Source organism: Alteromonas sp. KUL42 (assembly GCF_006538325.1).
In the GTDB taxonomy this organism is placed as follows: Bacteria; Pseudomonadota; Gammaproteobacteria; order Enterobacterales; family Alteromonadaceae; genus Alteromonas.
This window is the reverse complement of sequence record NZ_BJKK01000011.1, coordinates 88,477-111,158: the sequence shown is the minus strand read 5'-3', so window position 1 is coordinate 111,158 and position 22,682 is coordinate 88,477. Positions and strand designations below refer to the sequence as shown.

The window sequence follows — 22,682 nt, the reverse complement described above, 5'->3', positions numbered from 1 at the left end:
AGGAAACTACGTTGACATTAACATCTTCACATTCAAATTTAATGCGCGCTCTAGTAGCGGCTGGCGTTGCAGCGACAATGGCAGCATGTACGAGCACAACATCGACTTCACTACAGGGCCCTAAAGAAAGTCCTGCTCTTTCCACCGCAGTGGTGTATCAAACAGAAAGCAAAGAGTACCCTTTATTAAGCCGTTTTGTTTATGCACAAGCTATTGACGCACTCCCAACTCAATTTAATTCCACAGACATAGTGGTAATGGATGTGGATGAAACGGTACTCGACAACAGTCAGTATCAGCGTGAACGAGAGTCACAAGGTTTAGGTTATTCGCCGTCAAGTTGGGAAGCGTGGGTAAAGCGTAAAGAAGCCACGCTCGTGCCAGGTGTGGCAGAGTTTTTGAGAGAAGTCATCGCACGCAATGGCAAAGTCGCACTCATCACTAACAGAGACAAACGCCTAGATCGATACACATGGGAAAATCTATTGGCGCAGTCGCTACCTTTAACGCCTCAAAACACCTGTGTGATTGGAAGAGTTCAGCGAGATAAAGACGCTGTTGGGCAGCCAGGTATTGTGAATGACAAAGACTTACGTAGACAGCAGCTTACCAATGGTGAGGCGGTTTGCAGCATCGACGATGCTAACAGTGAGTGGCAGAAACAACATGCTATCATCATGCAAATAGGTGACAACATTGAAGACTTTGCTGGTGTTACCCAAGAGTCTGCGGACGTTAATGCACTTTCAACGAAGACGGGGACGTCACTATTTATCCTACCTAACCCGATGTATGGTTCTTGGTAGGCGTTTGAAAGGCGTTTTGGCCAATACGGTTAACGCGCAGGCTTGGTAAAGGTGCTTTCTTTATGGAATGCACCTTCTTGTGCACTACCGACATATTCCGCAATTTGAACTACATCCATTATGTAGGCCGATGTACCTTGAACATCTTCATACATACCAGCGTACAATATCCCGGAAAAAGAATAGGCTTTTTGAATATCAATATTTCCTATACCTATTGAATCGTGGCGAAGTCCCGCTTCACCATCTGCATCAGGCCTTAGCGATACATACACAATTTGGTTAGGGGGCGGTGGAGGATAATGAATACATGCTCCAAAATAGGGAACCACAAAAAAGGCTGTTATTCTGCGCTGTGCGTTTGCTTCTACAGGAACAATAAAGCCGTTGAGTGTCACAGGTTTCTGATCGAGTGCGGCAACGGTATTGGTTGAAATAAGCGCGCGTTGGTAGCCATCATCAAACGTACGCTGAATAGAATTGAAAATTTGTTCGTGAAGTGGAATAGATGTATTGCCGTTTTGTCCCTGCGCTCCTTGACCTAACAAGCCTCTTTCAGCTTCAGGTAACAATGCATCCCAATTCACATCGGGATACGCTTTCCTATTAAAGGTGTCAGCAGCCTTGCTGTAAAGTACATTGTCATTACTAGTAAAAAGCGCAGACAGCCCCGGAAGCTTACCCCATAGATTTCCTGATAACTTGCCCGTTAGCCCTAACCCCACTGCTATTCCCAGCGCCAGAAAAAAGACGATGGATATAACCCATAATGCGCTACGAGAAGTGTTCATGCTCACTGGAATTAAGCTAGCTTAGCTAACAACAACCTTCATTTTTCGGGTATAAGTAACAGGAATATTGTTTTTAAGTGCATATATTTCCAATAACATTTCATACTCACCCGATTCCAGTGCCACAAAGCTGATATTGTGCTTTCCCATTGCCTTGTTAATTCGAAATTGGTCATCGGATACCAAAATAAGACCACTGCTTGTGGTTACCTCAACACTGATCTTTTCATAGTTAGATGGCACCACATAACGCAAAGGAACTGCCACTTCCTCATTTTTATTCACTTCGCGTTTTCGATCTATTCGAAGGTCTATCATTGCATCGCGTTGTGGCATTAAATGTTGCTGCATCAAAGGGTGTTGAAAACCAAACCCCATCTCATTCATACCGGCATGCAACTCACATGCAGTAGTACTGCCTGCGAACATTATCGAAAAAGTGACTAGTACTTTCCTCACTATTGATAAGAACGTGCTTGTATCACTCTTCATATAAAGTCACCGTGTCTAATTGTAACGAGTAGGCAGAAGTACCTAGCGCACTCTCGTGATTTGCTATATTGATAGTTCCCTCAAACCAATAGGCATCGTAGAGGTTTTCTAAGGCAACGCCCTCATTGTACTCAACAAATAGAATTTGATTGGGAGGGGGCGGGGGCATGTGTAAACAAGCACCGAAATAGGGAACCACGAAAAAAGTGGTAACTTGTTGCTCGTCATTTTGCTCTAAAGGTACGATAAACCCAGGAATACGAATGGCTTTACCATCGAACTCCTTAATGACACGAGTAGATGTTAACGCCGATTGATATTGCTGCGCTCGCTCATCCTCAAGCATTTTTGAGGCAAACTGTTCTACTGAGTCCTCGTCCGACCCATCCGCTATATCATCAAGAAATTCTGGGCGGTTCAACAATGCGCTTAAGTCGTCCTCAGGCATAAGTGCAACCCACTCAACCTCTTGATAGACCTTAGTACCATTGTCACTCATTGCAAAGGCATCACCGGATTGCGTAATTCCAAAAAGTATTGCTAAAAAGCTCACAATTAAAAAGCTTGATAATAGACGACGTTTAACCATTTCAATACATCCTCCAATCAAAACAATGTTATAACATATCAAAAACTAGTTAAGAAGCGAATAAGTAGATTATGCATAGATTAGGAAACGAGGATAAAGTGAAGAATATAAACTAGCCGCTAGGTGGGATAATGGCGCGATTTTGATTTAATTGCGCGCCATGCGTTTAAGCGTTATCCCTTGCGGTTAAACGGACGGTATTGAAGAAGCACATTTGTTATTTTTGAGCTAGCTCACGTTCGCTTTTAAGGCCCAAAACCTTCTTAAAGAAGATGGTTGCAGGGCAAAACCCAGTGAAACTTTGTTGAAACAAGTTGGCGCCAATAAATACCGTAAACCACATGAAATTTGGGTGTACAAAATAAGTAAGCGCAACCGACAATAGCACCATAAAGCCCGCAAATGCGGTTAATGCTTTTTCTTGAGACATGATATTTCCTCTCTTCTTAAACGGTCAGTTTATATAAATTAATTTTGTTGTGGCGTTTTGGGCACATTAGAAAAAGTAGCGATAGGCAACGTAAGCATTACTCGCATCTTCGAACTGCCCCCAAAATGTAAATGGCTGGTTACCTTTGAATAAGTTAATTCCGCCTCGTATTTGCCATTTATCCGTTGGTGAATAAGTAATAGTTGTCTTCAAATAGCCGTCGTCATCACTGGGCGAATAGAACAAAAAGCCATTTAATGTAAGGGTTTGGCGTAATGCCATCCAAGTAAGGCGTGTGGTAACCCAGTGGCGATACTTCTCTTGAACACTTTCTGGCGTGTCAAATAATCTGTCTAGCCCTTCACTATCATGGGTGTATTCGGTGTACCACTGCACAGCACCCATAACGTTAGGCACAAGCTCTTGACTGTAGCCCAACAAAAATCGGCTTTGATCATTGGCAATAAAAGGGTTTGTGCCGTCTACATCTTCAATACTGTTATAAAATACGTACTCCGCATTCGCTATTCCCTTACCCAATGGCGTCACAGCACTTGTACCAAAAGCATTCATCTTGCTGTAGCGAGGCTGTCCATTTTCGTCAAAAGCCGTGGGTTGTTTAGTAAACCCTCTGTACCCGTACGCAGCAAACTCCACCCCTGCAATATTTCTGTAAATACGCAAAGCCAACTCGCTATTGTTGGGGCGATTTTGATCACTGACGGTAAATGCTGGCGCAACATTTAGCTTTGCTTGTGGGTTATAAAAAGAGAATACCTCGCCGGTAATACCAATATCCGGCTCGAATTCCGGCATGTATACCAAATCAATGTTTGCAATATTAAAATAGCCAGACAGTTTCACGGCAGTGCTTGGCGCTTTGAGATATTCATCATCCCTACCAGCAAAGAACGATTGGTAATCTTTCGGGAAAAGATCATTAAGAAATACGTAGTCTCCTGTTCCCCAAGTAAGGACTTGTCGACCTATTTTAAGGTCAAATGCTTGTGCCCAAGTCGGGCCATCGACATCGGCTCCTGAGAACACGCTGCTTAAACTTCCCTGCCAAGCCAGCTCTCTTACTTGGCTCTCCCACTGACTTTTTACACCGTCGTACCAGAAATCCACCTTCCCTGAAAATGAAGACGTCGACAATTTATAATCTGAGCGGAGTTGAATACGGGCATCGCGCAGGGTACTTCGCGTATCAAGAGCAGGATCACTGCTAAAACGGTTGCCAATAGCTATTTCTGCAAACCCACTTAGTGAAGGCGCGTCATTTGTATCGCTTTCACTTGACCATGATGCATCTCCCCAATCACTCGAGAAAGCATCAGAAAATTCATCATTGGCCTCACTAGATCTATGCTGATCGTCGTTTGTATCGTTTTTATCAAAGGTGTCAAAGTCAGCCCATTCATCATTCGATGATTGTTCTGATTGCTGCGGAACAGAAGATAGCTTGCTTGACTGTAATTCATTCGAATTAGCTTTTTGAGGTATAGCTTTCTGAGGTGTAGCTTCTTGGGTTACAAGCTCTTGATTCACAGACTCTTTATTCACAGTATCTTGCGCGGCAGCTCTTGAGACAAAAGCACTGAAGCTAACACTTACCAACAACAAGGAAGCTATTGGTAATGTACTACATCGAAAATGGCGAAAGACACTGTGTACCGTCATGGCTCTTCTTCAAGTCAGTTAGTTAGTTAATATAGGCCTGAGGCGGCACGCGTAAGCTTCGCTCACTGAAGATTGCCTCCGGTAAGTCAATGTCATACTGCACACCTCTAAACTCCATCAGGGTATAGCCGCCTGACACCAAATCAGACACTTTACTTCTAACTACCGTAGGAAAGCCCTGAATATTTTCCACCGTAACCGCTTCAACACGGCGATAGTTTTCTTCACCTTTAAAGAAGTTAATAGTGGTGGGCAAATAGGTAGACTTTTCGATTTCAACTACATAGTGCGAAAACTCAACCGTATCTGGTGCTTTAGGTGTGGCTTTTAACACATAGTGTGATGGCGTTTGTGAGAGCATTTCAAAGCTATCTTGCGCAATTGCCCTACCAGAAACGTCTTCGTAGAAGAAATGCGAGCCCACAAATGATGTGCGCTTGTCTCCAGCAGCAATGCGCTTCACTAAGTCTAGTGCTGGAAGGTATAACCAGCGATCATCATCTTGAGAAAGACTAGCGTGCTTTTCAACGCGAAACACCGTACCGTCCACTTCTGTAGGTCGACTAAAGAACACTAACATTTGTTGATCGCCGGTGTCTTTGCCTTCACCATCCAATACGTCTTTGCGCAAAATGGTGAATTGACGCATTTGCTTTCTGCCTTGATCATCAACAATCAGCATACGTGCCATCGACCTGCCATCATTTCCTGCGTAGTAAGCCACTTGCTCTGCTTTTTGAACCAACGCGTTAACATCAACAGACGTGTTGTCACCCTCTCCAGCTTGCGGTGCTGCCAATACACCAAAAGCGAAAACGCAACTAACACTAGCCAACGCAGCGTTACGCAAACCGTGCAAAAATAATTTTTTAATCTGGTACATATTAGGCCTCCTTGAAAACCCAACGTTTTAGTAAAAGCATTGCTGCAGGCAGCACCAATAACGTCACTAGCGCAGAAATAAACATGATACTGGCAAGAAAAACACCCACTGTAATGTAAGGTACAAGTGGCGCGAGTAACAGCGGAGTAAAACCAAGCGCTATCACTAACGCGTTGCGCGTAATGGCGCTGGCCGGCTCATCAAACATAGCTTGCAAGGTCGTATTAACATTTCCTGTCTCTTTGTAAATTTCCTTCGCTCTGGCCAAAAAGTGAATAGCGAAATCTACAGACAAACCCAATGTTAATGCTGAAAGTACCGCTATTGGCATGTCGTAGTCCTTGCCGATAATACCAATGGCACCGTAGATAAAGGTAATAGTGATTGTCAAAGGCAACATGGCCAAGATACCAAAGACTAGCGACCTAAAGAGCAACACCATCATCACGAAAACGATAATAAAAGCACTAAGCAAACTGTCGAGCATGCCAGCAACCATGTTCTCCTGCCAAACTACATTCAAATACGCTTTTCCTGCCCACTGATATTCCAAACCTTCAGGCAGTGGGTGATTTTCAAAATAGGTATCAACCAGGCCAATAACTTTGGTCATGTCTTGATTGTCACCACTGGTTAGCTGCAACCACACAAGGGTTTCTTTGTAATCAGGTGTCACAAAATGCCATAAATCTTGTGGACGGTGAGAAGATTGAAACTGCAACAAGGTTTGCGCTATGGCAGCTTGTGTATTCGGTAATACGTAATCTTTGTCTTGCCCTGAGCGCAACTCGCGATTGACGACTTTGACGACGTCACTCAGTGATTGTGACTTACCCACCAGCGATTGCTCGCTTAAATAATCTTGCAAGTCTGATAGCAGGGCTACGTTACTTGGCTGCTGAAATGTTTTGCTACTAGTTTTGAGCGCTTCTACCTTTGTGAGCAAAGCCTCTAGCGCATCTAAAGCATCCGTCTCTAGGTCACTAAATAGTGCGTCGTCTATTTGCATAGACAATGTATTAAAGCTGTTTTCTGTGTCTTCACTATCAGCTTCATTTCGAAGCAACTGCATGGTAGACGCTTTCCAAACATTCAGTGATTCTGGTAATGCAGCAGCGCTTAGTAGGTCCAGTGCACTGTCTTTATTGGTCACATCTTTAATCACAATATAGGCGTTATATGTACCAGCAAATTCTTGATTTAACGCGCGATCTGCAACGCGTATTTCATGGCCAGGTTTAAACCAGCGCACAGGGTTATCATTAATTTGAATTTGCGTAATTCCCCATACTGAAACACCAGATACTACCGCAAAAATAATTAGCAGTGCGCTTTTGTAATTAAGTGCAACATGACGAATACGGTTGATACTGCGCTGTAGCAGAGAAACCGAAATTTCGCCGTTGTGTTCTTCTTTGTGCAGAGCTTGTTGCAATTTGATTAGCGATGCATCCGACATTCTTGAGATATAAGCGGGAATGAAGGTCAGCGTGATCACAAAAGCAAGCAAAATACCAAAGCCAATATACGCACCAAATATTTGTACAGGCGGAATAGGCGTAAGCATTAGTGAAAAGAAGCCTGCTGAAGAGGTGAGTGATGTAAACATCATGGGCTTAAACAAGTGTTCGACTACCGTTGTGATTACTTCGTCTGCGTGCTGCCCTGGTTTATACCTGTCAGAAAATTCCGACAGAATATGTACCGAATCGACTACTGCGATAGGCATTAAAAAGATGGCTATCATTGATGACATGATATGCACGGTAAAGCCCATACCAATAAGTGCGCCCATGGTAATGATGACCGTTGCCATCGCTACCACCATAGGAGCAGTAATAAGGGTAATATTGCGGAAAAACACAAAGAGCAATATGAAAATCATCAAGCCCGCAGCAGGTGCGGCAATGCCCATTTGAACAAACATTTCTACACCGAATTGATCCTCAGCAACAGGAAGTCCAGTGATATGCCACTCAAGCTGTGTTTGACTACCAGGCTGTGCTTGACTACCAAGCTGGGAAATCTGGCTATCAATAAAACCTCTTATATCTTCAGCTATTCGGTAACTTTCATTCTTGTCTTTAATAGGTAGATAGATTGCAGCGGCATTGCCTGACGACGAGGCCAGTGTGTCGTAAAGCATGGGAAGACGTTTAATAGAGCTTGCAATATGCTGCGCATCTTCCTCTGATTTTGGTGGCGTAGCCATCAGCCATGAGAAAACAAGCTCACCTTGCTCACCCTGCGTAATGTTATCCACCGTTGAAAACGACATAACATCACGGGTAATAACACCATCAATACTTAGAATATGCTGAGTAACTTTGTCAATGGCACTTATGCTTTCTGGCGTATAAATGCCTTTGCTTTCGCCTTTTACCGAGCTGCTATTAGGGGATTCATTTGGCGCTATCACTCCCACAACAATGGCATCATACATTGAGAATGTTTTCTTCACGTCATTGTGAAATACACGGGCTGCATGTGATTCTTCGAGCATATTTTCAGGGTCGGTATCAATCGTGATCAATCGCATCTGAAATGCACAAAACAAAACCACAGCTAAGAGTATCGCATACACCCATTTCGCTTTATGTGTAGATAAAAACAACAGTTTTTCAATGATTGCCGCTGGCATCTGAAAGCTCCGCCAAGTTAAATAAGAAAATACTTATATAAAGATAATCTTATATTGATGTAAAAAGATCAAGGACATTTTGAGTTGAGCTACCTCTGTAGTGTTTGCAAAACGTTACACAGGCCAATGTAAAATCTACAAACTCGCCTTGAATCATTTCGACACAACTTTAAAGAAAATCAAAAATAATAAAATAAAAACAAATAGTTAAATAAATATAGACCTCTATTTAACCTTGTGGCATAGAACAAGCATAAACCAAATATATAGGTTGTTAATCGTAGTTTAGACTAGTGAATGTCAGTACAAATGATGAACTACCTACTTATTTGGATTCGTTGAATGTTTTATGTGTGTAACTTCAGCGAAACCATAGAAAGGATGTTGCCCCTGGCAACAACCTCTCCCTTCTAAGACCATTCAAGGTCTTAACATACCTCTGATTTTAGCCCGCGTTTAGCGGGCATTTTTTTGCGCTTTTTAATCAAAAACACGCGATAACAACGCTCTCGTGGTAGTATTGTCAATGTATCCACGCCTTATCAATAAGAGCTCTCATTGTGTTAACACCGTCCACTTCAATCGTTTTCAGAGTTTTGTTTTGTGCATTGCTCGCTACTTCGGTAGGCCAAAGTGTGATGTTGACAACACTACCTTCCCTGGGCCGTGAAGCAGCGTTGTCTGAGTTTCATATAGCGGCAATTATGTCTAGTTCCGCCTTTATCTTCGCCTTGGGAACCAGTGTGTGGAGTAAAATAGCTAAGCGTTCTGGCTTTAAGCGTATTCTCATGATTGGACTAGCAGGATATAGCATTGGTACGTTTGCTTTTGCTACAACCTGGATGGCAGGCTTTGAAGGTATTATCAGTGGCACCAATCTTTTTTTAGCTTTGCTTATCAGCCGAAGTTTACAATCAACAATTATGTCAGCTACACCGCCATCAGCAGTTGGATATGCAGTTGCAATTAGCTCACCACAAACAAGAGTAAGTGCAATCAGTAAAGTTACATCAGCAAGCAACGTTGGGCAAATACTCGGGCCTGCTTATGCAGGTTTACTGGTAGGATTTGGCCTACTAGCGCCGCTTTACAGTATTATCATTCTTACCTTGCTCGCGCTATTTCTGGTTTATATAAAACTGCCTGCTCTCCCTTCTACTGATCAACACCAGTCTGTGACTTCTCACAATGATGTCAATGAAGCCGCTACCAAAATTCCTTTTATATTTGTTGGTGCATGCGTTTGTGTCTTTTTTGCTATGGCAATGATGCAACAATCATTAGGCTTCTATTTCATCGACTTTTATCAATTAAGTCCAGTAGATGCAGCACAGCAAGTAGGTTTTGCAATGATGAGTAGTGCTGCGGCATCCCTTGCCATTCAATATACGGTGGTGCAAAAAGCACGAATGACCAAAGAAGGTATGATTGCATTGTCACTGCCCATATTGGCGATTGCCTATTGCATGCTATTTTTGCATGAAACCTTATATGTACTTTATGTAGCCATGGCATGTATGGGCTTAGGCATGGGAATGGCATACCCGTCACTGGCAGCAGCGGCTACGACTTACTGTACCCCTTCACAGCAATCCACAATAACAGGGCTGATCACTGCCACACCGGCCATGGGGTACATTTTTGGTCCACCGCTTGCCGCGCTACTTTATCAACAGAATATTGCATTGCCCTTTGGTATTGCATCGGCACTGCTATCAGTAACAACTTGTTTGGTATTCATCGCTTTAAAGCGCGCAGCTCCCAAACACTAGCGCCTATTGACCGTTACAGTACATTTTAATTTAAAGCACCTTCAAGCGATAAATATGTTCCATAGCTTGGTAAGTTCAAGATAATAATTTCTTGATTTTCAATCTGATAAATAATTTTGATTAGAAATTATTTTAAAGACGGAACCTTTCCAAGATTTTGACATCTTACTTAATACATAAAGTCGTAGAGTGTGCGTCTTTGTGGTGTTTAATGTGTTTTCCAAGTGATGTTGTGGTTTTTTAAGGGGCTTTATGCCCCTTTTTCTTTGTCTAAAATCTTCCTAGAGAGACCTTCGGTAATACAAATCTAAAAAGCCGAATAAAATCTCTCTCACTATCCCAGCTTTAGAAATGGAAATGATAATTATTACCAAATAAACTTAATACTCTTTCTACTAAGGAGTAATGATGGCAGCCCCCACCCCGCGTAAAGTAACAATATCAAAATCACAGCGAATTACCCCGAGTGTTCAACGCATATGGTTCACAGGCGATGAGTTATCTACATTCCCTAGCGTTTCACCTGGTGCATATATAAAACTGATGTTCGATTTGCAAGGCAATCCAGCTACATCGGCAAGTGATCTTCAACATGTGGCAATGCGCACATATACAGTGAACCACTTTGATTCAAACAAGCAAGAATTGTCTATCGACATGGTTATTCACGCAGACAATGGCATCACTGGTCCAGCCTCCGCTTGGGCAACAATTGCTAAACCGGGTGATAGCATCATGATCGCGGGGCCTGGTCAAAGTAAGCCATTAAGTAGTGAATATGATTGGGTACTCTTTGCAGGGGATATGACTGCACTTCCTAGTATTCGAAATTACTTATCAACTTTGCCAAGTAATGCGACAGGCTTTGCCGTAATCTCTGTCGCACATGAAACTGATATAGTGGTCTGCGAAAAGCCTGTTGGCGTAGAAATCATTTGGGCTACTGAAATGTCTTTACCAGCAGCACTTGATAGCTTGAATTGGCTATCAGGAAGGCCTGCTGTATGGGTGGCGTGTGAGTTTTCAGATATGCGTGCCATTCGGAAGTGGCTAAAGGATGAAAAGTTAGTGCCACACCATCAAATGTATATTAGTAGTTATTGGAAAAAAGGACGTAGTGAAGATCAGCACAAAATCGATAAAAAACAAGACAGCGACACGTATTTGAAATCTTTAACTGCCTGAATACATTCTAGAGCTTGTTGGTAAGTAGTGCGAATTAATGAGTGGTGCAACTTAGCACTACTACTGTGAGTCGTTTATACTCTTTTCCCACCACGGCAGAGAAAAATCAATGTTGTCTTCATCATAAGTTTTGGTGTATTTCATTTTAACTGAACTCCAAAAAGCGGCTTTGAAAACCGGATCGTATATGACGAACTCACCTTTTTCTCTGTATTGCTCAAACAGCTTTTGATATGCCCCTACAGGAGTGAGTGGGTTATCTTGCTGGAATACGACATCACCACCGTATGCTTCATACAAGGCTTTAGACACTTTCCAGCTTTTTGCCATACCTTCAGCCATTGCCAATCGGTAGCGCTCCAGTTCATCTTGCTGATAATTTGAATTAGCGTCTAAATCGACAGTCCATAATTTTATAACAGAATACGCCGAGCGAATTTCGCTTTCACTCGGCTCAATAGCGTTTTTCTCAGCAAAATCGGCAAGAACAGATTCTGTTATTTTGCTGCCAAGTGCTCGCTGCGCTAGTAAGTCGCGAACCTCTTTTTCTGACTTGTCGGTTAAGATGGCTTGAAAACGGTCGACATCAGCCTTAGACGGCTGTAATTCGCTATTGGAAATAGATTTGTTGAACAGGCGAGCTATTATCTCGCTGGCTGCTTCTGGTGTATTAATCCCAAGCGATATAACGATGGCAGCAAATAACACCATGGGAATTACGTCTGAACGAGTCACTTTATTTGGTTCCCTAAGTTCCGATATTCAGCACTAACGCCAGACACATTCGATATTATAATTGAAGTTTCCATTGTCTTGCGAAATGACACCTTTGATTAGTCTTATACTTTAGGCTATTTTAACTCAAAATTCCACTTTCTTGCGCATGGATTTTTTAGCACTTTGCTGCTTTTTAACCTCACCTCTGCGCACTTTTACAGAGCGACTTAGCGACGTGGCTTTCCTTGTTTTTTGCTCAATTGACGCCGCTTTTATCCAAGCGACCAATCGCGTCAATGCATCTTCTCGGTTTTGCTCTTGGGTCCTAAAGTTTTGCGCTTTCAATATGAAAACGCCCTCGTTAGTCACGCGACTATCCTTGAGAGCAAGTAGTTTATCTTTAAGCTTATCGGGAAGCGATGACGCTTTAATATCAAAACGCAAATGTATTGCGCTACTTACCTTATTAACGTTTTGCCCGCCACTCCCTTGTGCACGAATAGCGTGTAATTCAACGTCATTCTCGTCTAAAAAAACCGATGATGTAATGGCGAGTTCCATGTCTATTCTCTTCTGCTTTTAGCGGTAATTTGAAGCGTGTCTGACTTTGCAGTGCTGTTTACCAGCAAGTTCATCTACACAAAGCAAATGATAGCAAGAATGGGCGCCAACATGAAAACCCAAAAAGCGTATTAACCTTTGTTATGGAAATAATACATGGGTCTTTATTGCGCTTAGTTATAACTCTCAATAACCAAGAGTTTGTTGACGCACCTGAACTTAGTCGATAGGTTAAATTTCATCACTGAACTTGGAAGATGTCATGATTCTTTTTTTACTTGTGCTAGCGTCAATTATTATTGGATTGATATGGTTTACTCATCACATTGATACAAGTATCGAAAATCGTTTTTCTCCTCCGGGTAAACTCACTACGGTTGACGGTGGTATCATACATTGGAACGTGCAAGGTGACGGCCCTTCTATCGTTCTAATTCACGGATTACTCGGCAATGCAGGCAACTTTATCGAACTCGCTAGCACACTGGCAAAAACACATACGGTATACAGTGTCGACCGGCCAGGAAGTGGCTTTTCTAGTCGCACAGCTACAACATCGGCCAGTTTTGAACAACAAAGTGCTATGTTATTGGAGTGGATGGGAAAAGAAGGGATCAACAATGCATCGTTGGTTGGCCACTCGATGGGGGGAGGTATTTCTTTAAGAATGGCGCTAGATGCACCTTCGCGCATTAATGCGGTCGTATTACTTTGCCCGCTAACCACAGCATTGACAAGCGGTGCAGGCCCTTTATCTGTGCTATACATTCCAAACGAGAAGGTTCGTCGTACCGTATCTAAAACCATTGCTAGCCCACTGCGCGTTAAATTTGGCAAAAAGCAAATGTCGCAAAGTTTTTTATCCAGAAGACGTACCGAATGACTTTGCTGTTCAGGGAGGCGGCATTCTTGCACTACATTCAAGAAGCTTCTATGAAGGCAGTAGAGACACGGTATCAGCACAGGGCAGTCTATACCGACAGACCTCTCATTATAATGAGATTACATGTCCCGTAGGTGTATTGTATGGGGAGAAGGACGCAATATTAGACCCCGCCACCCACACATCGGCTGTAACATCATCAGTGCCCAATGCCGTTTCGAAAACTATCGCCGGCGCTGGACACATGATCCCAATTACACAGCCTCAAACGTGCGCAAATTTTATTATTGATGTGATCACACAAAGTGAAACGACAGGCACAAAAGATAAAGTAGTGTCCTAATACACTTAAATACACACTTAGCTTTTCTATGAACGTAAACGGGTTGTCTGTATTAACGAAGTTAATCTTGTAGACTGAATCAATGTCGTTGCCCAACGAGAGTGGCAGAATTTAAAAGGATTTTACGCCTAAAAGCACCTTAGCTACTGGGCAGTTTTTGGTAGTGCGCTTCCAGCGCACTGACATCAAGGTCATAGGAAAATTGTTGTAGCCACTTCATAGCTTCTTCAAGGGTATCAAAACACTCATAATGAACATTAAGCCCTTGGTATACCTTATCAAGTTGAGCTTTAGTGGTTGTTCTAACAGTAGACTCACCCAAAACAACTGCAACATGACTAAGCCCAGCACTGCTAGCAGCCTTTACTTTCTCTCGCAAAAGTCGTTCAGCATCGGGCACCAAAAGTGACTCGCCAACTACCACTACAATATCTGACCAAGGGCTGTTCAATAACCCTACTGACTTTGCGCGATATTCGCTGGCGAAATTATTAACGCATTCCTGATTCCAAGGACCATACGCGTGGGTAACAACAACATTGCCACAACACGAAACTCTAAACTCACCGTGTACGAACTTCATCAACGCACCTTTTTTTACTACAAAGGCTGAACTCTTCAGTCATCTTATTCACTTGTTGTGAAGCAAAATGACATACCTATCATTACAAAATGCTTTGTTGCACTTGTAATAGAGCCTGCAGACCTTTGCGTAACAGTTTTATAGTAAGGTCACCAAGCTCTAATAAGTATGGTCCAGTTTTGCGTAAAAGCGAGATTACGCAGCAAGTATTGTAATAAGTTCTGCGAAAGTCGGGCGTCCTTGTATATCCAAAGGCAACTTAAGCTCTCTGGCGATATCGCTTACACTTATTACGCCACGTACTTCGTGAGACGCTCTATCCATAACTAAGCAATGATGTTGGCCGTAGTCTTTCAGTGTTTCGATAACATCACCTACAGAGCTTCTTGCTAGCTCAGTAAAATCAAACGACAGTAAAGACGTTTTCGGGCGAACAAAGTCACTAACTGTGAGTTCCTCGCGGCTAATTTTGAGCTCGGTGAGTCGTTGGAGAAGTTGCTGTTCGCCTACGTCATGGCTTGTCACAATACCAACAAAACGGTTGTCGCTGTTCACCACCAGCATCATACGAACATGGGACTGGCGCATGATAGCTTCTACTTTTGTTGCTGGCGTGCGCTCATCTAACACATGAGGCAGATGTTGTTTAAAGTCGGTAAAAACGGCCATTGCGGGGGAATTCACCGTAATAGTATTTTCCACTATAGGCCATGCTAATGTATCGATTGTTTCGGTTTTATATAGATTTAAGGCGTGCATACCTTTTCTCCTAATCAAGCGTTGAAAATTGTTCAAAAGTGATTAAGCGAAAAAAGGAGGACCTCGAATGAAAATACCCTCAAAGACAGTAAAAAGACATGAACTTTTGTGGATACGCTCTTGATGAGTAGCGAAGTCACTACTATGAGTCCAACTGCTAAGCAGTGCGTAATCATCTACATCATCATCAGCAACTTCATGCGTGCCTTGCTCCCACTCTGACACTAAACTCGCCAGAATTTCAGCAGTATTCACTTGCGATGGAATTGTCTTCGCACTGCGCCCTTCCCCTACAGAGGAGACAGCAAGCAGCGATGAAAACAACGCTGGCAGCAACAGCGCCAGCATAACAAGCGATACACGCACAGTAGATAACCTTAAAAACGATATTGTGTAAATTCAGACATTACAAATAAGCATTTGTCATTGCCTCAATTACAATATAGGCCTTTATTTGGGATGAAACATTAGCGTTTAGCGCAATTAATCGACCGTTTAACGACACGCCTATCTACCTAAAGATCTCAAATACCCCTTCACCACTAATAAATAAGTACAAATTAAAAGCTATCGTATTTGAAAAACACATTGTTCTACAAATCAGAATGAAAGCTCTTATATATTGTAATATTTAACCGAGTTAACAGCATATACACTGTGTACCATAACTCTTGAGATATTGATAACTATGACACACACATGGCCACGAACCATTCTCGCCATACACTGGATAAGCGCATTTGCCTTAATAGGTATGTTTGCGTCTGGTTTGTGGATGGTAGATTTAACCTACTACAGCGATTGGTATAAAACCGCCCCACACTGGCACAAAAGCGTTGGCTTGCTCCTACTAGCAGTAACGTTTTTTCGCGTACTAACGCGTATTTTTTCAAAACGTCCACCTATGCATGGAAGCGCTATTGAGCGACGACTTAGTAAGCTTGGTCACTGCGCACTATACGCGCTCTTATTGCTACTTTTCACTTCAGGCTACCTAATTTCTACAGCAGACGGACGCGCAATAGACGTATTCAACTGGTTTTCCGTCCCCGCTTTGGGCGAGCTAATTGAAAACCAAGAAGACATTGCAGGTGATATTCATTTTTACCTTGCATGGACCCTGATTATTGTTGCTGTTGGTCACGCGATGGCGGCACTTAAGCACCACTTTATTAACAAAGACGACACACTGAAGCAGATGTTATCGCTTCGATGATATTACCAAAGGAGAAATTATGAAGAAGTTAACACTTGCACTGGCAGCGGCACTGTCTTTAAGCACCGCCAATGCGGCAGACTATGTAATTGATAGTAAAGGCGCGCATGCATCAATCAATTTCAAAATCCAACATTTGGGCTATTCGTGGCTAACTGGGCGTTTTAACGACTTTGAAGGCACATTTAGCTATGACGAGAGCAAACCTAGTAGTGCCAAAATCATGGTAACTATTGACACAGACAGCCTTGACTCAAATCATGCTGAGCGCGACAAGCACTTGAAAAGCGACGACTTCCTAAATGTAGATGACTTCCCTAAAGCCAAATTCGCAAGTACTAAAGTGGTTGATAAAGGCAATGGTATGCTTGATGTAATGGGTGATTTCACTTTTCATGGCGTAACAAAGTCTATCACCATCAATGCTAAGAAAATTGGTGAAGGAAATGATCCATGGGGTGGATATCGCGCTGGTTTTGCCGGTACAACAACCATTGCACTTAAAGACTACGGCATTGATTACGATCTAGGTCCTGCGTCTCAAACAGTAGAACTAGAGCTTCATGTTGAAGGTGTAAAGCAGTAATAACTGACGCTTACCTCTATTAGAAAACAACAAAGCCCCTTTTTTGAAGTAACCCCCAATAGTTGGACTATCCAATTACTTGGGGGTTTTCTATTCACAGTAGATTTAAATCAGTGCAATTTTAGTTTTGGGCTAATTGCATGGCTGAGCTTTTTCACTAACAACTTTAGTGCTCCTTTCACTTTTCCATGTACTGCAAACTGATGCATATTGTATAAGGATACGTAGACGAGCTTAGCCAGTCGCCCTTCTATAAACATACTGCCGTTAGACAGCGAGCCCATCAAACTTCCCACTGTGCTGTATTTGCTTAAGTGCACCAATGACCCATAGTCTTGATAGGTGAAATCCTTTGTGCTCTTTTTATTGAACAAGGCAGAAACATTGTGAGCAACAATATCGGCCATTTGATGTGCCGATTGCGCACGCGGAGGGACCCACTTGCCGTTCTCTTGCTGAAAGCCACAACAATCGCCTAGTACCCATATGTTTTTGTGCGTTGTACTTCTGAGCTGTTTATCCACTAATATTTGATTGGCCCTATTGGTTTCAAATATTTCCAGTTTGGTAATGAAGTCAGGCGCTTTAACCCCTGCGGCCCACACCATTAAATCTGCATCTATCCGGGTGCCATCTTTGGTAATAAGTCCATTGGCATCCGCTTGTGACACCATGGTTTGTTCTCTTATGTCCACTCCCAACTTGTACAAGGCTTTTCTTGCCGAATTAGCGATGCGTTCAGGTAAGGCTGGCAAAATACGCTCACCAGCTTCGACTATGGTAATTTTAAGTCTCGACGCTGACATGTCGGGCATACCGTATGCGCGTGATAAATTCGCAACATGATGAAGCTGAGCAGCTAATTCGGTTCCCGTCGCACCGGCACCGACAATAGCCACATTAATTTTCGCATCTTTGTCTTCTTGCTGATTGATACGTATAAGCTGATTCAGCAACGCGCGGTGAAAGCGCTCGGCCTGCGGCAAAGAATCGAGGAAGTAACAATTTTCAGCAACGCCTGGTGTGCCAAAATCGTTGCTTACGCTGCCAATGGCAAGTACAAGCTGATCATAAGGAATTTCGCGCTCAGGCAGAATTTGCGTACCTTGTTCATCAAGCAAAGGCATCAATGTAATGGTTTGCAATTCGGTATTAATCGAACACATCTCACCCAATTGAAAGCGGTAATGGTGTGACGCAGCGTGAATAGCGTAATCCACACCGTCTGAATGTTTATCAATAACACCTGCAGCCACCTCGTGTAAAAGAGGCTTCCAGATATGTGTTCGACTTCGGTCGACAAGCGTAATTTCTGCTTGTTTTTTTCTCCCTAGAGTGCGGCTTAAGCGACTGGCAAGTTCAAGTCCACCAGCGCCACCACCAACGATTACTATTTTTTGCATGGGTTATACCTATTTACAATCATTCCACGTATAACCCCTGCGCGTACAAACGGTTATACGTGGTGTGACTGCAACCCATGCTTCATCTGACACTATTTGTCAGAACAGTAGCGGGGCCCCAAAGCCCTCAGAGCGAAGGTTACGCCTGTCTTGCTACTTAAACAAGTTCAGCCAAACAATAGCACACATCATCACAGCTAAAGCCCACCAATAAGTATGAATGAGCTAATACTAAAGCACGAGTGACACACTTAACATGACATTGCGAGGGCGCCCAGGAAAGTATCGTGGCCCACTGAAGCTAGTGAAGTCTGCACGTTCGGCATAATTTACATCTAATAGGTTGTTAATTCGGGCGAACAGTGAGACTTTCGAACTCAACGCATAATGTATTCTTGCGTGAAGCAGATGGTGGCCTTCATACTCATTTAGGTTTTCTGCATCGGTAAAATAGCGAGACACATATTGCCATTCCAATTCGCTGGTTACCGCATCTGAAAAGACATAGCGCAAGCGTGTATTGGTTTGTACTTTAGGTGCGGTATCTATGACATTGCCTTGAATATCTACCTCACCTAGTAATTGAGAATGCTCATACGTATGGCGTGCATAGGTTCCAGCAAAGTCGAGAGATAGCTTATCACTGAGCCCATGGTTAACGGTTAGTTCAACACCTTGGTGTAAGGTCTCGCCATCATTTACGTTGAAAAAATCACTATTGCGGTAAATGACATTCTCTTTGAGCATGCGATATAGGGAAAGCACATAACGGCCTTGTTGAGTTTTTCCTTTAACACCTACTTCGTAATTTGTTGCAGTAACAGAATCTAGATCAGCAACCTGCTGCTCCCGTTGCAATCGGTAAAGCTCAGTAGCTTGTGGCGCACGGTAACCTCGCGAAACTCCACCATAGAATTGAACCTGATCACTGTATTGATAGCTAGCATTAAATTTCGGGCTAAAGTTGTGAAATGTATTTTCCGCGCTCTCGGGACGTGAGTAGCGGCATCCACCAAACCCACACGTCGTGCCGTCATCTCGCGTACGCCCCGCTATCATATTATTGGTGTAGTCATAGTGCATTTGCTCATAACGTGCGCCCAGCGAAAGCTTCCAATCATCCTGATGCCACGTTAGCGCAGTAAATGGAGCAACAAGCGTAGCATTTACGTCATAGTTGTAGTGCTCACCAACAGGTACTGTTTCTACCAAAAATGCTGACCCTTCGGTTTCACCGGTTTGATATTGCAACAATTCACCCTCGGTGTACTCAGCATCGATACCGACATCGATAGAAAAGGTCGGGCTCAATACATAGTTCAACTGAGACAAGACACCCACTCCCTGCTGAGCATTTTCTTCTAAGGGTTTGCCTGGCAAAAAGTGCATGCGAAAGTCCATACTCTGCTTTCGCAAATAAGGGGTAATAGATAATGCATAATTGCCGTCTGATTGTGTTTTGTATTTACTCCATAAACGCATGCTTGAGGCTTTTCTAAATGCCTCTGGATTGAGGTTACTTTGTGCTAGTGCTTTGTTTTTATAGCTCTCAAAACCTTCAATGTAGCCAGCTGTGTCTTGATTGAGGTGTGTATAAGTAAACCCTGTTGTGATACTTGATTTCGCCCACGCGAAACGATGGCGTAAATTAACTTTCTCTTGATCAACACCTTCGTTATCTCTGTATCCCGTATCTCTGGTAACACTGGCATTGATACCTATACCACTATTTCCCAGGTCTTTTCCTTTGCGAAACTTCAGTCGACTAAATCCGTACGAACCAACATCAATGGCAGCTAACCCATCATCATAGGTTGTATCTGGTGTCACAACGTTAATTACACCGTGAATGGCGTTTGCGCCATATAGAGCCGATACTGGACCTTTGAGTACTTCAATGCGTTGCGCCATTTCACCATGAGCTTCAAATAACTCGTTAATATTGCAAAAGCCAGCGGCGCGCAGAGGAATACCGTCTTCAGCGGCTAAAATACCGCCACAGCCACCAGCTCCTGTCAAAACAGGAGAACGCAGTGCGGGTAAATACTCTTGGCCATTACCACGCTGCACACCAGCGCCAGCCACATAATTAAGTGACTCTTGTATATGTTGAAAAGACACACGCGAAAGTGTTTCCTCAGAGATAGACGAGACCACATAACCATTTGTGTCATTCATTCTGTGGATACGAGACGAAGTTGTTTCAATACGCTCGATGCCGTCTTTCATTATCGACTTTGCATGAGTAGGAATGGTCAAAACAGACGTTAGTACAACAACTGCCACCAGTGAAGACAAGGGCGTTTGAATCATGAAATGCCTTTTATCAAATTAGTTATGAGCGAGGTTTTCTAAAAGCGTAACCGTGGAGTAGTGATTATAAAGAATTGTAACTTGAATAACCTATTATCCGCGTTAAACACTAACGAATTAAGGATAAAAACCGTTGCGCATACCAAAGCGACTTGATTACTGCTTTTGTTTTTGCCCAACTTTTATGTTTCTGATGTAATACAGGGCAGAACGACGTTAATTTCAATTGGAGCTTTTTTTGGACACACTTATACCTAGCCTTTCGCAACTGATCGAATTCGCTGTGGCGCCGGTTTTCTTACTTACCGGTATTGCTGGGTTTTTAAATGTAATGTCTTCACGATTGGGCCGCATTTCAGACCGAGTAAGGGTGGCGGAACAACAAATTCACACGCTTTCAGACCCGCACATCGTAGAGCGTTCAAAAAGCGAAATTAAAGTACTTTGGCGCAGAGTAAAGGTTATTAATTGGGCAATTGGGTTATGCGTCGCTTCGGGGCTTATGGTGTGTACAGTGATAATGGCACTATTTTCGGGTTCATTGTGGGTTGTCGACTTAAAAACCCCCATAGTGGTTCTGTTTATCTTGGCGATGGTATTTCTTATTAGCGCGTTAATTGTATTTTTAGTTGAAGTGAAACTTGCCACCAGCACCATCAATTTGGTGCGCACTATCCGTTAAAAATTGTCGATTAAAAAGAGACAGGGTAATAGCGCTGTCTCTTTTTCCTAGTGTTTTGCAACGATCTAGTGTTGAGCTAACTCATCCAACACAGAAAATAGTACATTTGCACCGATACGAGACACTTCTTTGTCGTAAACATTTTCAACATTTACGCCTTCCTGCCCCCCCGCCAAATCGCTAATGGCACGTACAATTACCCAATCAACATCATTGATTGTACACACTTGACCAATAGCTGCTGACTCCATCTCAGTTACTTCAGCGTTAAAAACTTCTCGTGTCCATTTTCTATATTCTCGGTTATCCATAAATACAGAACCTGTAATGCCATTTCCACCTACAAACAACTCTGCGTTGCGTTCATCTAGTACGCGTTGCACCGGCATATTTTTAATGGCCTGTTGCGCAGCAGACAACAAACGAGGAGTAGCACTGAAATACGGTGTATCTTGAGGTTTATCCATTCCATCTTTAACAATTAACACTTCATCAGGGTGAATAAAATGAAACGGTTTATAGTGAGGAATATGTGGGTCGTTTGCGCGTCTGGCTTCTTGCTCCTCTACGAACTTAGCGTAGTACTCGGGTAAAATATACTCACCTGGGTTTTCGCTATCTTCATTAGTATAAACACTCTCGTCATGATAGTACCAACGGGCGGGTACAATTACGTCGCCAGGTCGCCATTTAGGGTTTACCGCACCAGCAATACCCATATAAACAACTTGCTTTACAGGGAAATAATCAAGCGCCATTTGCATTGTCATGGCAGCATTGGCAATACTCATTCCCGTAGCGAATACCAATATAGGTTTGTCGTGATACGTCCCTAAACGATAGGTGACGCCCTTAATGGTAGTAGTAGTATGTATTGCAGCGTTGGGGTCTTCTGAAATACGATTTAGTATGCCTTCCATCTCTGGCGCGTAAGCAACAGTTATGGCGGTAAAAGGCGCTTGTTCAAAAACTGCGGGACCATAAGTAACTGGTGATGAACTTTGCGTCGCTGTGCACCCTCCAAGCCAAATAACGCTGAAAAGTACAACAAACAGGACACGGTATTTCTTCATTTTTTATTCTCGTTTTTGCAAGTTGGTTTTTACTAACCTATCACTTTGCAATCACAAAGAAAGTAACTATTTACGCAATTTACCTTATAAAAACAAAACACTTACAAAATAAAACAAACAAACACAAAAGCGCCCCATCAATCTATTAATGCAGCTTTATTGCATAAATGCCCAAAAACTATTCCCTCGCTTTAATAATCGTCCACTGACAGAAATATACGGCAGAATTCCCGACATTTTTTCCTATTTTTGTAAGAATGCTGGTATTAACATACATCTAAACTTTAAACCGAC

The 22,682-nt window shown here is 42.9% G+C and carries 23 protein-coding genes; 8 read left to right on the top strand and 15 right to left on the bottom strand.

Annotated features, from left to right (window positions below; genetic code table 11):
* The first annotated feature begins 11 nt into the window (after positions 1–11).
* Positions 12–806, top strand: a complete 795-nt coding sequence (locus EYR97_RS15035; RefSeq protein ID WP_242635042.1) for an HAD family acid phosphatase — start codon at positions 12–14, stop codon at positions 804–806.
* A 29-nt stretch (positions 807–835) separates the two neighbouring features.
* Here the strand turns inward: EYR97_RS15035 and EYR97_RS15030 are convergent, their stop codons facing one another.
* The 7 genes from EYR97_RS15030 to EYR97_RS15000 form a co-directional block, all read right to left on the bottom strand.
* Entirely contained in the window at positions 836–1,597 is a 762-nt protein-coding gene (locus tag EYR97_RS15030) for a DUF3299 domain-containing protein (protein ID WP_131094479.1), read from the bottom strand.
* Positions 1,598–1,618: 21 nt separating this feature from the next.
* A complete protein-coding gene (locus EYR97_RS15025; RefSeq protein WP_242635041.1) occupies positions 1,619–2,089 on the bottom strand; it encodes a hypothetical protein in 471 nt (156 codons plus the stop codon).
* Positions 2,079–2,588 carry a DUF3299 domain-containing protein gene (locus EYR97_RS15020; RefSeq protein ID WP_131094505.1) on the bottom strand — a complete coding sequence of 170 codons (510 nt, stop codon included), beginning with the start codon at positions 2,586–2,588 and terminating at the stop codon, positions 2,079–2,081. Before EYR97_RS15020 ends, EYR97_RS15025 begins: the two co-directional genes overlap by 11 nt.
* Positions 2,589–2,895: 307 nt before the next feature.
* On the bottom strand, positions 2,896–3,108 hold the full coding sequence (locus tag EYR97_RS15015) for a DUF2892 domain-containing protein (protein WP_131094478.1): 213 nt from the start codon (positions 3,106–3,108) through the stop codon (positions 2,896–2,898).
* Between the two features lie 66 nt (positions 3,109–3,174).
* Entirely contained in the window at positions 3,175–4,788 is a 1,614-nt protein-coding gene (locus tag EYR97_RS15010; protein ID WP_131094477.1) for a hypothetical protein, read from the bottom strand.
* A 22-nt stretch (positions 4,789–4,810) separates the two neighbouring features.
* Positions 4,811–5,671 carry an outer membrane lipoprotein-sorting protein gene (locus EYR97_RS15005; protein ID WP_131094476.1) on the bottom strand — a complete coding sequence of 287 codons (861 nt, stop codon included), beginning with the start codon at positions 5,669–5,671 and terminating at the stop codon, positions 4,811–4,813.
* Position 5,672: 1 nt separating this feature from the next.
* Positions 5,673–8,312 (bottom strand): RND family transporter, encoded by a 2,640-nt coding sequence (locus tag EYR97_RS15000; protein WP_131094475.1) that lies wholly within the window; start codon positions 8,310–8,312, stop codon positions 5,673–5,675.
* Positions 8,313–8,872: 560 nt separating this feature from the next.
* On the opposite strand from EYR97_RS15000, the gene EYR97_RS14995 reads away from it, so the two are divergent.
* Entirely contained in the window at positions 8,873–10,084 is a 1,212-nt protein-coding gene (locus EYR97_RS14995; protein WP_258313259.1) for an MFS transporter, read from the top strand.
* A gap of 408 nt (positions 10,085–10,492) precedes the next feature.
* Entirely contained in the window at positions 10,493–11,269 is a 777-nt protein-coding gene (locus EYR97_RS14990) for a siderophore-interacting protein (protein ID WP_131094473.1), read from the top strand.
* Positions 11,270–11,329: 60 nt separating this feature from the next.
* Here EYR97_RS14990 and EYR97_RS14985 read toward each other — a convergent pair whose 3' ends face one another.
* On the bottom strand, positions 11,330–12,004 hold the full coding sequence (locus EYR97_RS14985; protein WP_131094472.1) for a hypothetical protein: 675 nt from the start codon (positions 12,002–12,004) through the stop codon (positions 11,330–11,332).
* Between the two features lie 126 nt (positions 12,005–12,130).
* Positions 12,131–12,547 (bottom strand): alternative ribosome rescue aminoacyl-tRNA hydrolase ArfB, encoded by a 417-nt coding sequence (arfB, locus tag EYR97_RS14980; protein ID WP_131094471.1) that lies wholly within the window; start codon positions 12,545–12,547, stop codon positions 12,131–12,133.
* A 262-nt stretch (positions 12,548–12,809) separates the two neighbouring features.
* On the opposite strand from arfB, the gene EYR97_RS22490 reads away from it, so the two are divergent.
* Both EYR97_RS22490 and EYR97_RS22485 read left to right on the top strand, forming a co-directional pair.
* Entirely contained in the window at positions 12,810–13,430 is a 621-nt protein-coding gene (locus tag EYR97_RS22490) for an alpha/beta fold hydrolase (RefSeq protein ID WP_242635039.1), read from the top strand.
* Positions 13,378–13,773 carry an alpha/beta fold hydrolase gene (locus EYR97_RS22485; RefSeq protein WP_242635038.1) on the top strand — a complete coding sequence of 132 codons (396 nt, stop codon included), beginning with the start codon at positions 13,378–13,380 and terminating at the stop codon, positions 13,771–13,773. The genes EYR97_RS22490 and EYR97_RS22485 overlap by 53 nt, the downstream gene beginning before the upstream one ends.
* 139 nt (positions 13,774–13,912) lie before the next feature.
* Here EYR97_RS22485 and EYR97_RS14970 read toward each other — a convergent pair whose 3' ends face one another.
* The 3 genes from EYR97_RS14970 to EYR97_RS14960 all read right to left on the bottom strand — a co-directional run bounded on the left by EYR97_RS14970 (position 13,913) and on the right by EYR97_RS14960 (position 15,481).
* Positions 13,913–14,356 carry a hypothetical protein gene (locus EYR97_RS14970; protein WP_131094470.1) on the bottom strand — a complete coding sequence of 148 codons (444 nt, stop codon included), beginning with the start codon at positions 14,354–14,356 and terminating at the stop codon, positions 13,913–13,915.
* Between the two features lie 195 nt (positions 14,357–14,551).
* On the bottom strand, positions 14,552–15,115 hold the full coding sequence (locus EYR97_RS14965; protein WP_131094469.1) for a CBS domain-containing protein: 564 nt from the start codon (positions 15,113–15,115) through the stop codon (positions 14,552–14,554).
* Between the two features lie 42 nt (positions 15,116–15,157).
* A complete protein-coding gene (locus EYR97_RS14960; protein ID WP_131094468.1) occupies positions 15,158–15,481 on the bottom strand; it encodes a hypothetical protein in 324 nt (107 codons plus the stop codon).
* Between the two features lie 322 nt (positions 15,482–15,803).
* Between EYR97_RS14960 and EYR97_RS14955 the strand changes: the two genes are divergently transcribed.
* Both EYR97_RS14955 and EYR97_RS14950 read left to right on the top strand, forming a co-directional pair.
* Entirely contained in the window at positions 15,804–16,331 is a 528-nt protein-coding gene (locus EYR97_RS14955) for a cytochrome b (RefSeq protein ID WP_131094467.1), read from the top strand.
* Positions 16,332–16,350: 19 nt separating this feature from the next.
* Complete coding sequence (locus EYR97_RS14950; RefSeq protein WP_131094466.1) at positions 16,351–16,917, top strand: YceI family protein; 567 nt, start codon at positions 16,351–16,353, stop codon at positions 16,915–16,917.
* A 110-nt stretch (positions 16,918–17,027) separates the two neighbouring features.
* Here EYR97_RS14950 and EYR97_RS14945 read toward each other — a convergent pair whose 3' ends face one another.
* Together EYR97_RS14945 and EYR97_RS14940 are read right to left on the bottom strand one after the other, a co-directional pair.
* Positions 17,028–18,320 (bottom strand): NAD(P)/FAD-dependent oxidoreductase, encoded by a 1,293-nt coding sequence (locus EYR97_RS14945; protein ID WP_131094465.1) that lies wholly within the window; start codon positions 18,318–18,320, stop codon positions 17,028–17,030.
* Between the two features lie 231 nt (positions 18,321–18,551).
* Complete coding sequence (locus EYR97_RS14940) at positions 18,552–20,633, bottom strand: TonB-dependent receptor (protein ID WP_131094464.1); 2,082 nt, start codon at positions 20,631–20,633, stop codon at positions 18,552–18,554.
* A gap of 238 nt (positions 20,634–20,871) precedes the next feature.
* Here EYR97_RS14940 and EYR97_RS14935 point away from each other — a divergent pair, with 238 nt between their 5' ends.
* Positions 20,872–21,315 carry a DUF2721 domain-containing protein gene (locus EYR97_RS14935; RefSeq protein WP_131094463.1) on the top strand — a complete coding sequence of 148 codons (444 nt, stop codon included), beginning with the start codon at positions 20,872–20,874 and terminating at the stop codon, positions 21,313–21,315.
* A gap of 65 nt (positions 21,316–21,380) precedes the next feature.
* On the opposite strand, the gene EYR97_RS14930 is transcribed toward EYR97_RS14935, so the two are convergent.
* Complete coding sequence (locus EYR97_RS14930) at positions 21,381–22,388, bottom strand: 5'-methylthioadenosine/S-adenosylhomocysteine nucleosidase (protein WP_131094462.1); 1,008 nt, start codon at positions 22,386–22,388, stop codon at positions 21,381–21,383.
* Between the last annotated feature and the right edge of the window lie 294 nt (positions 22,389–22,682).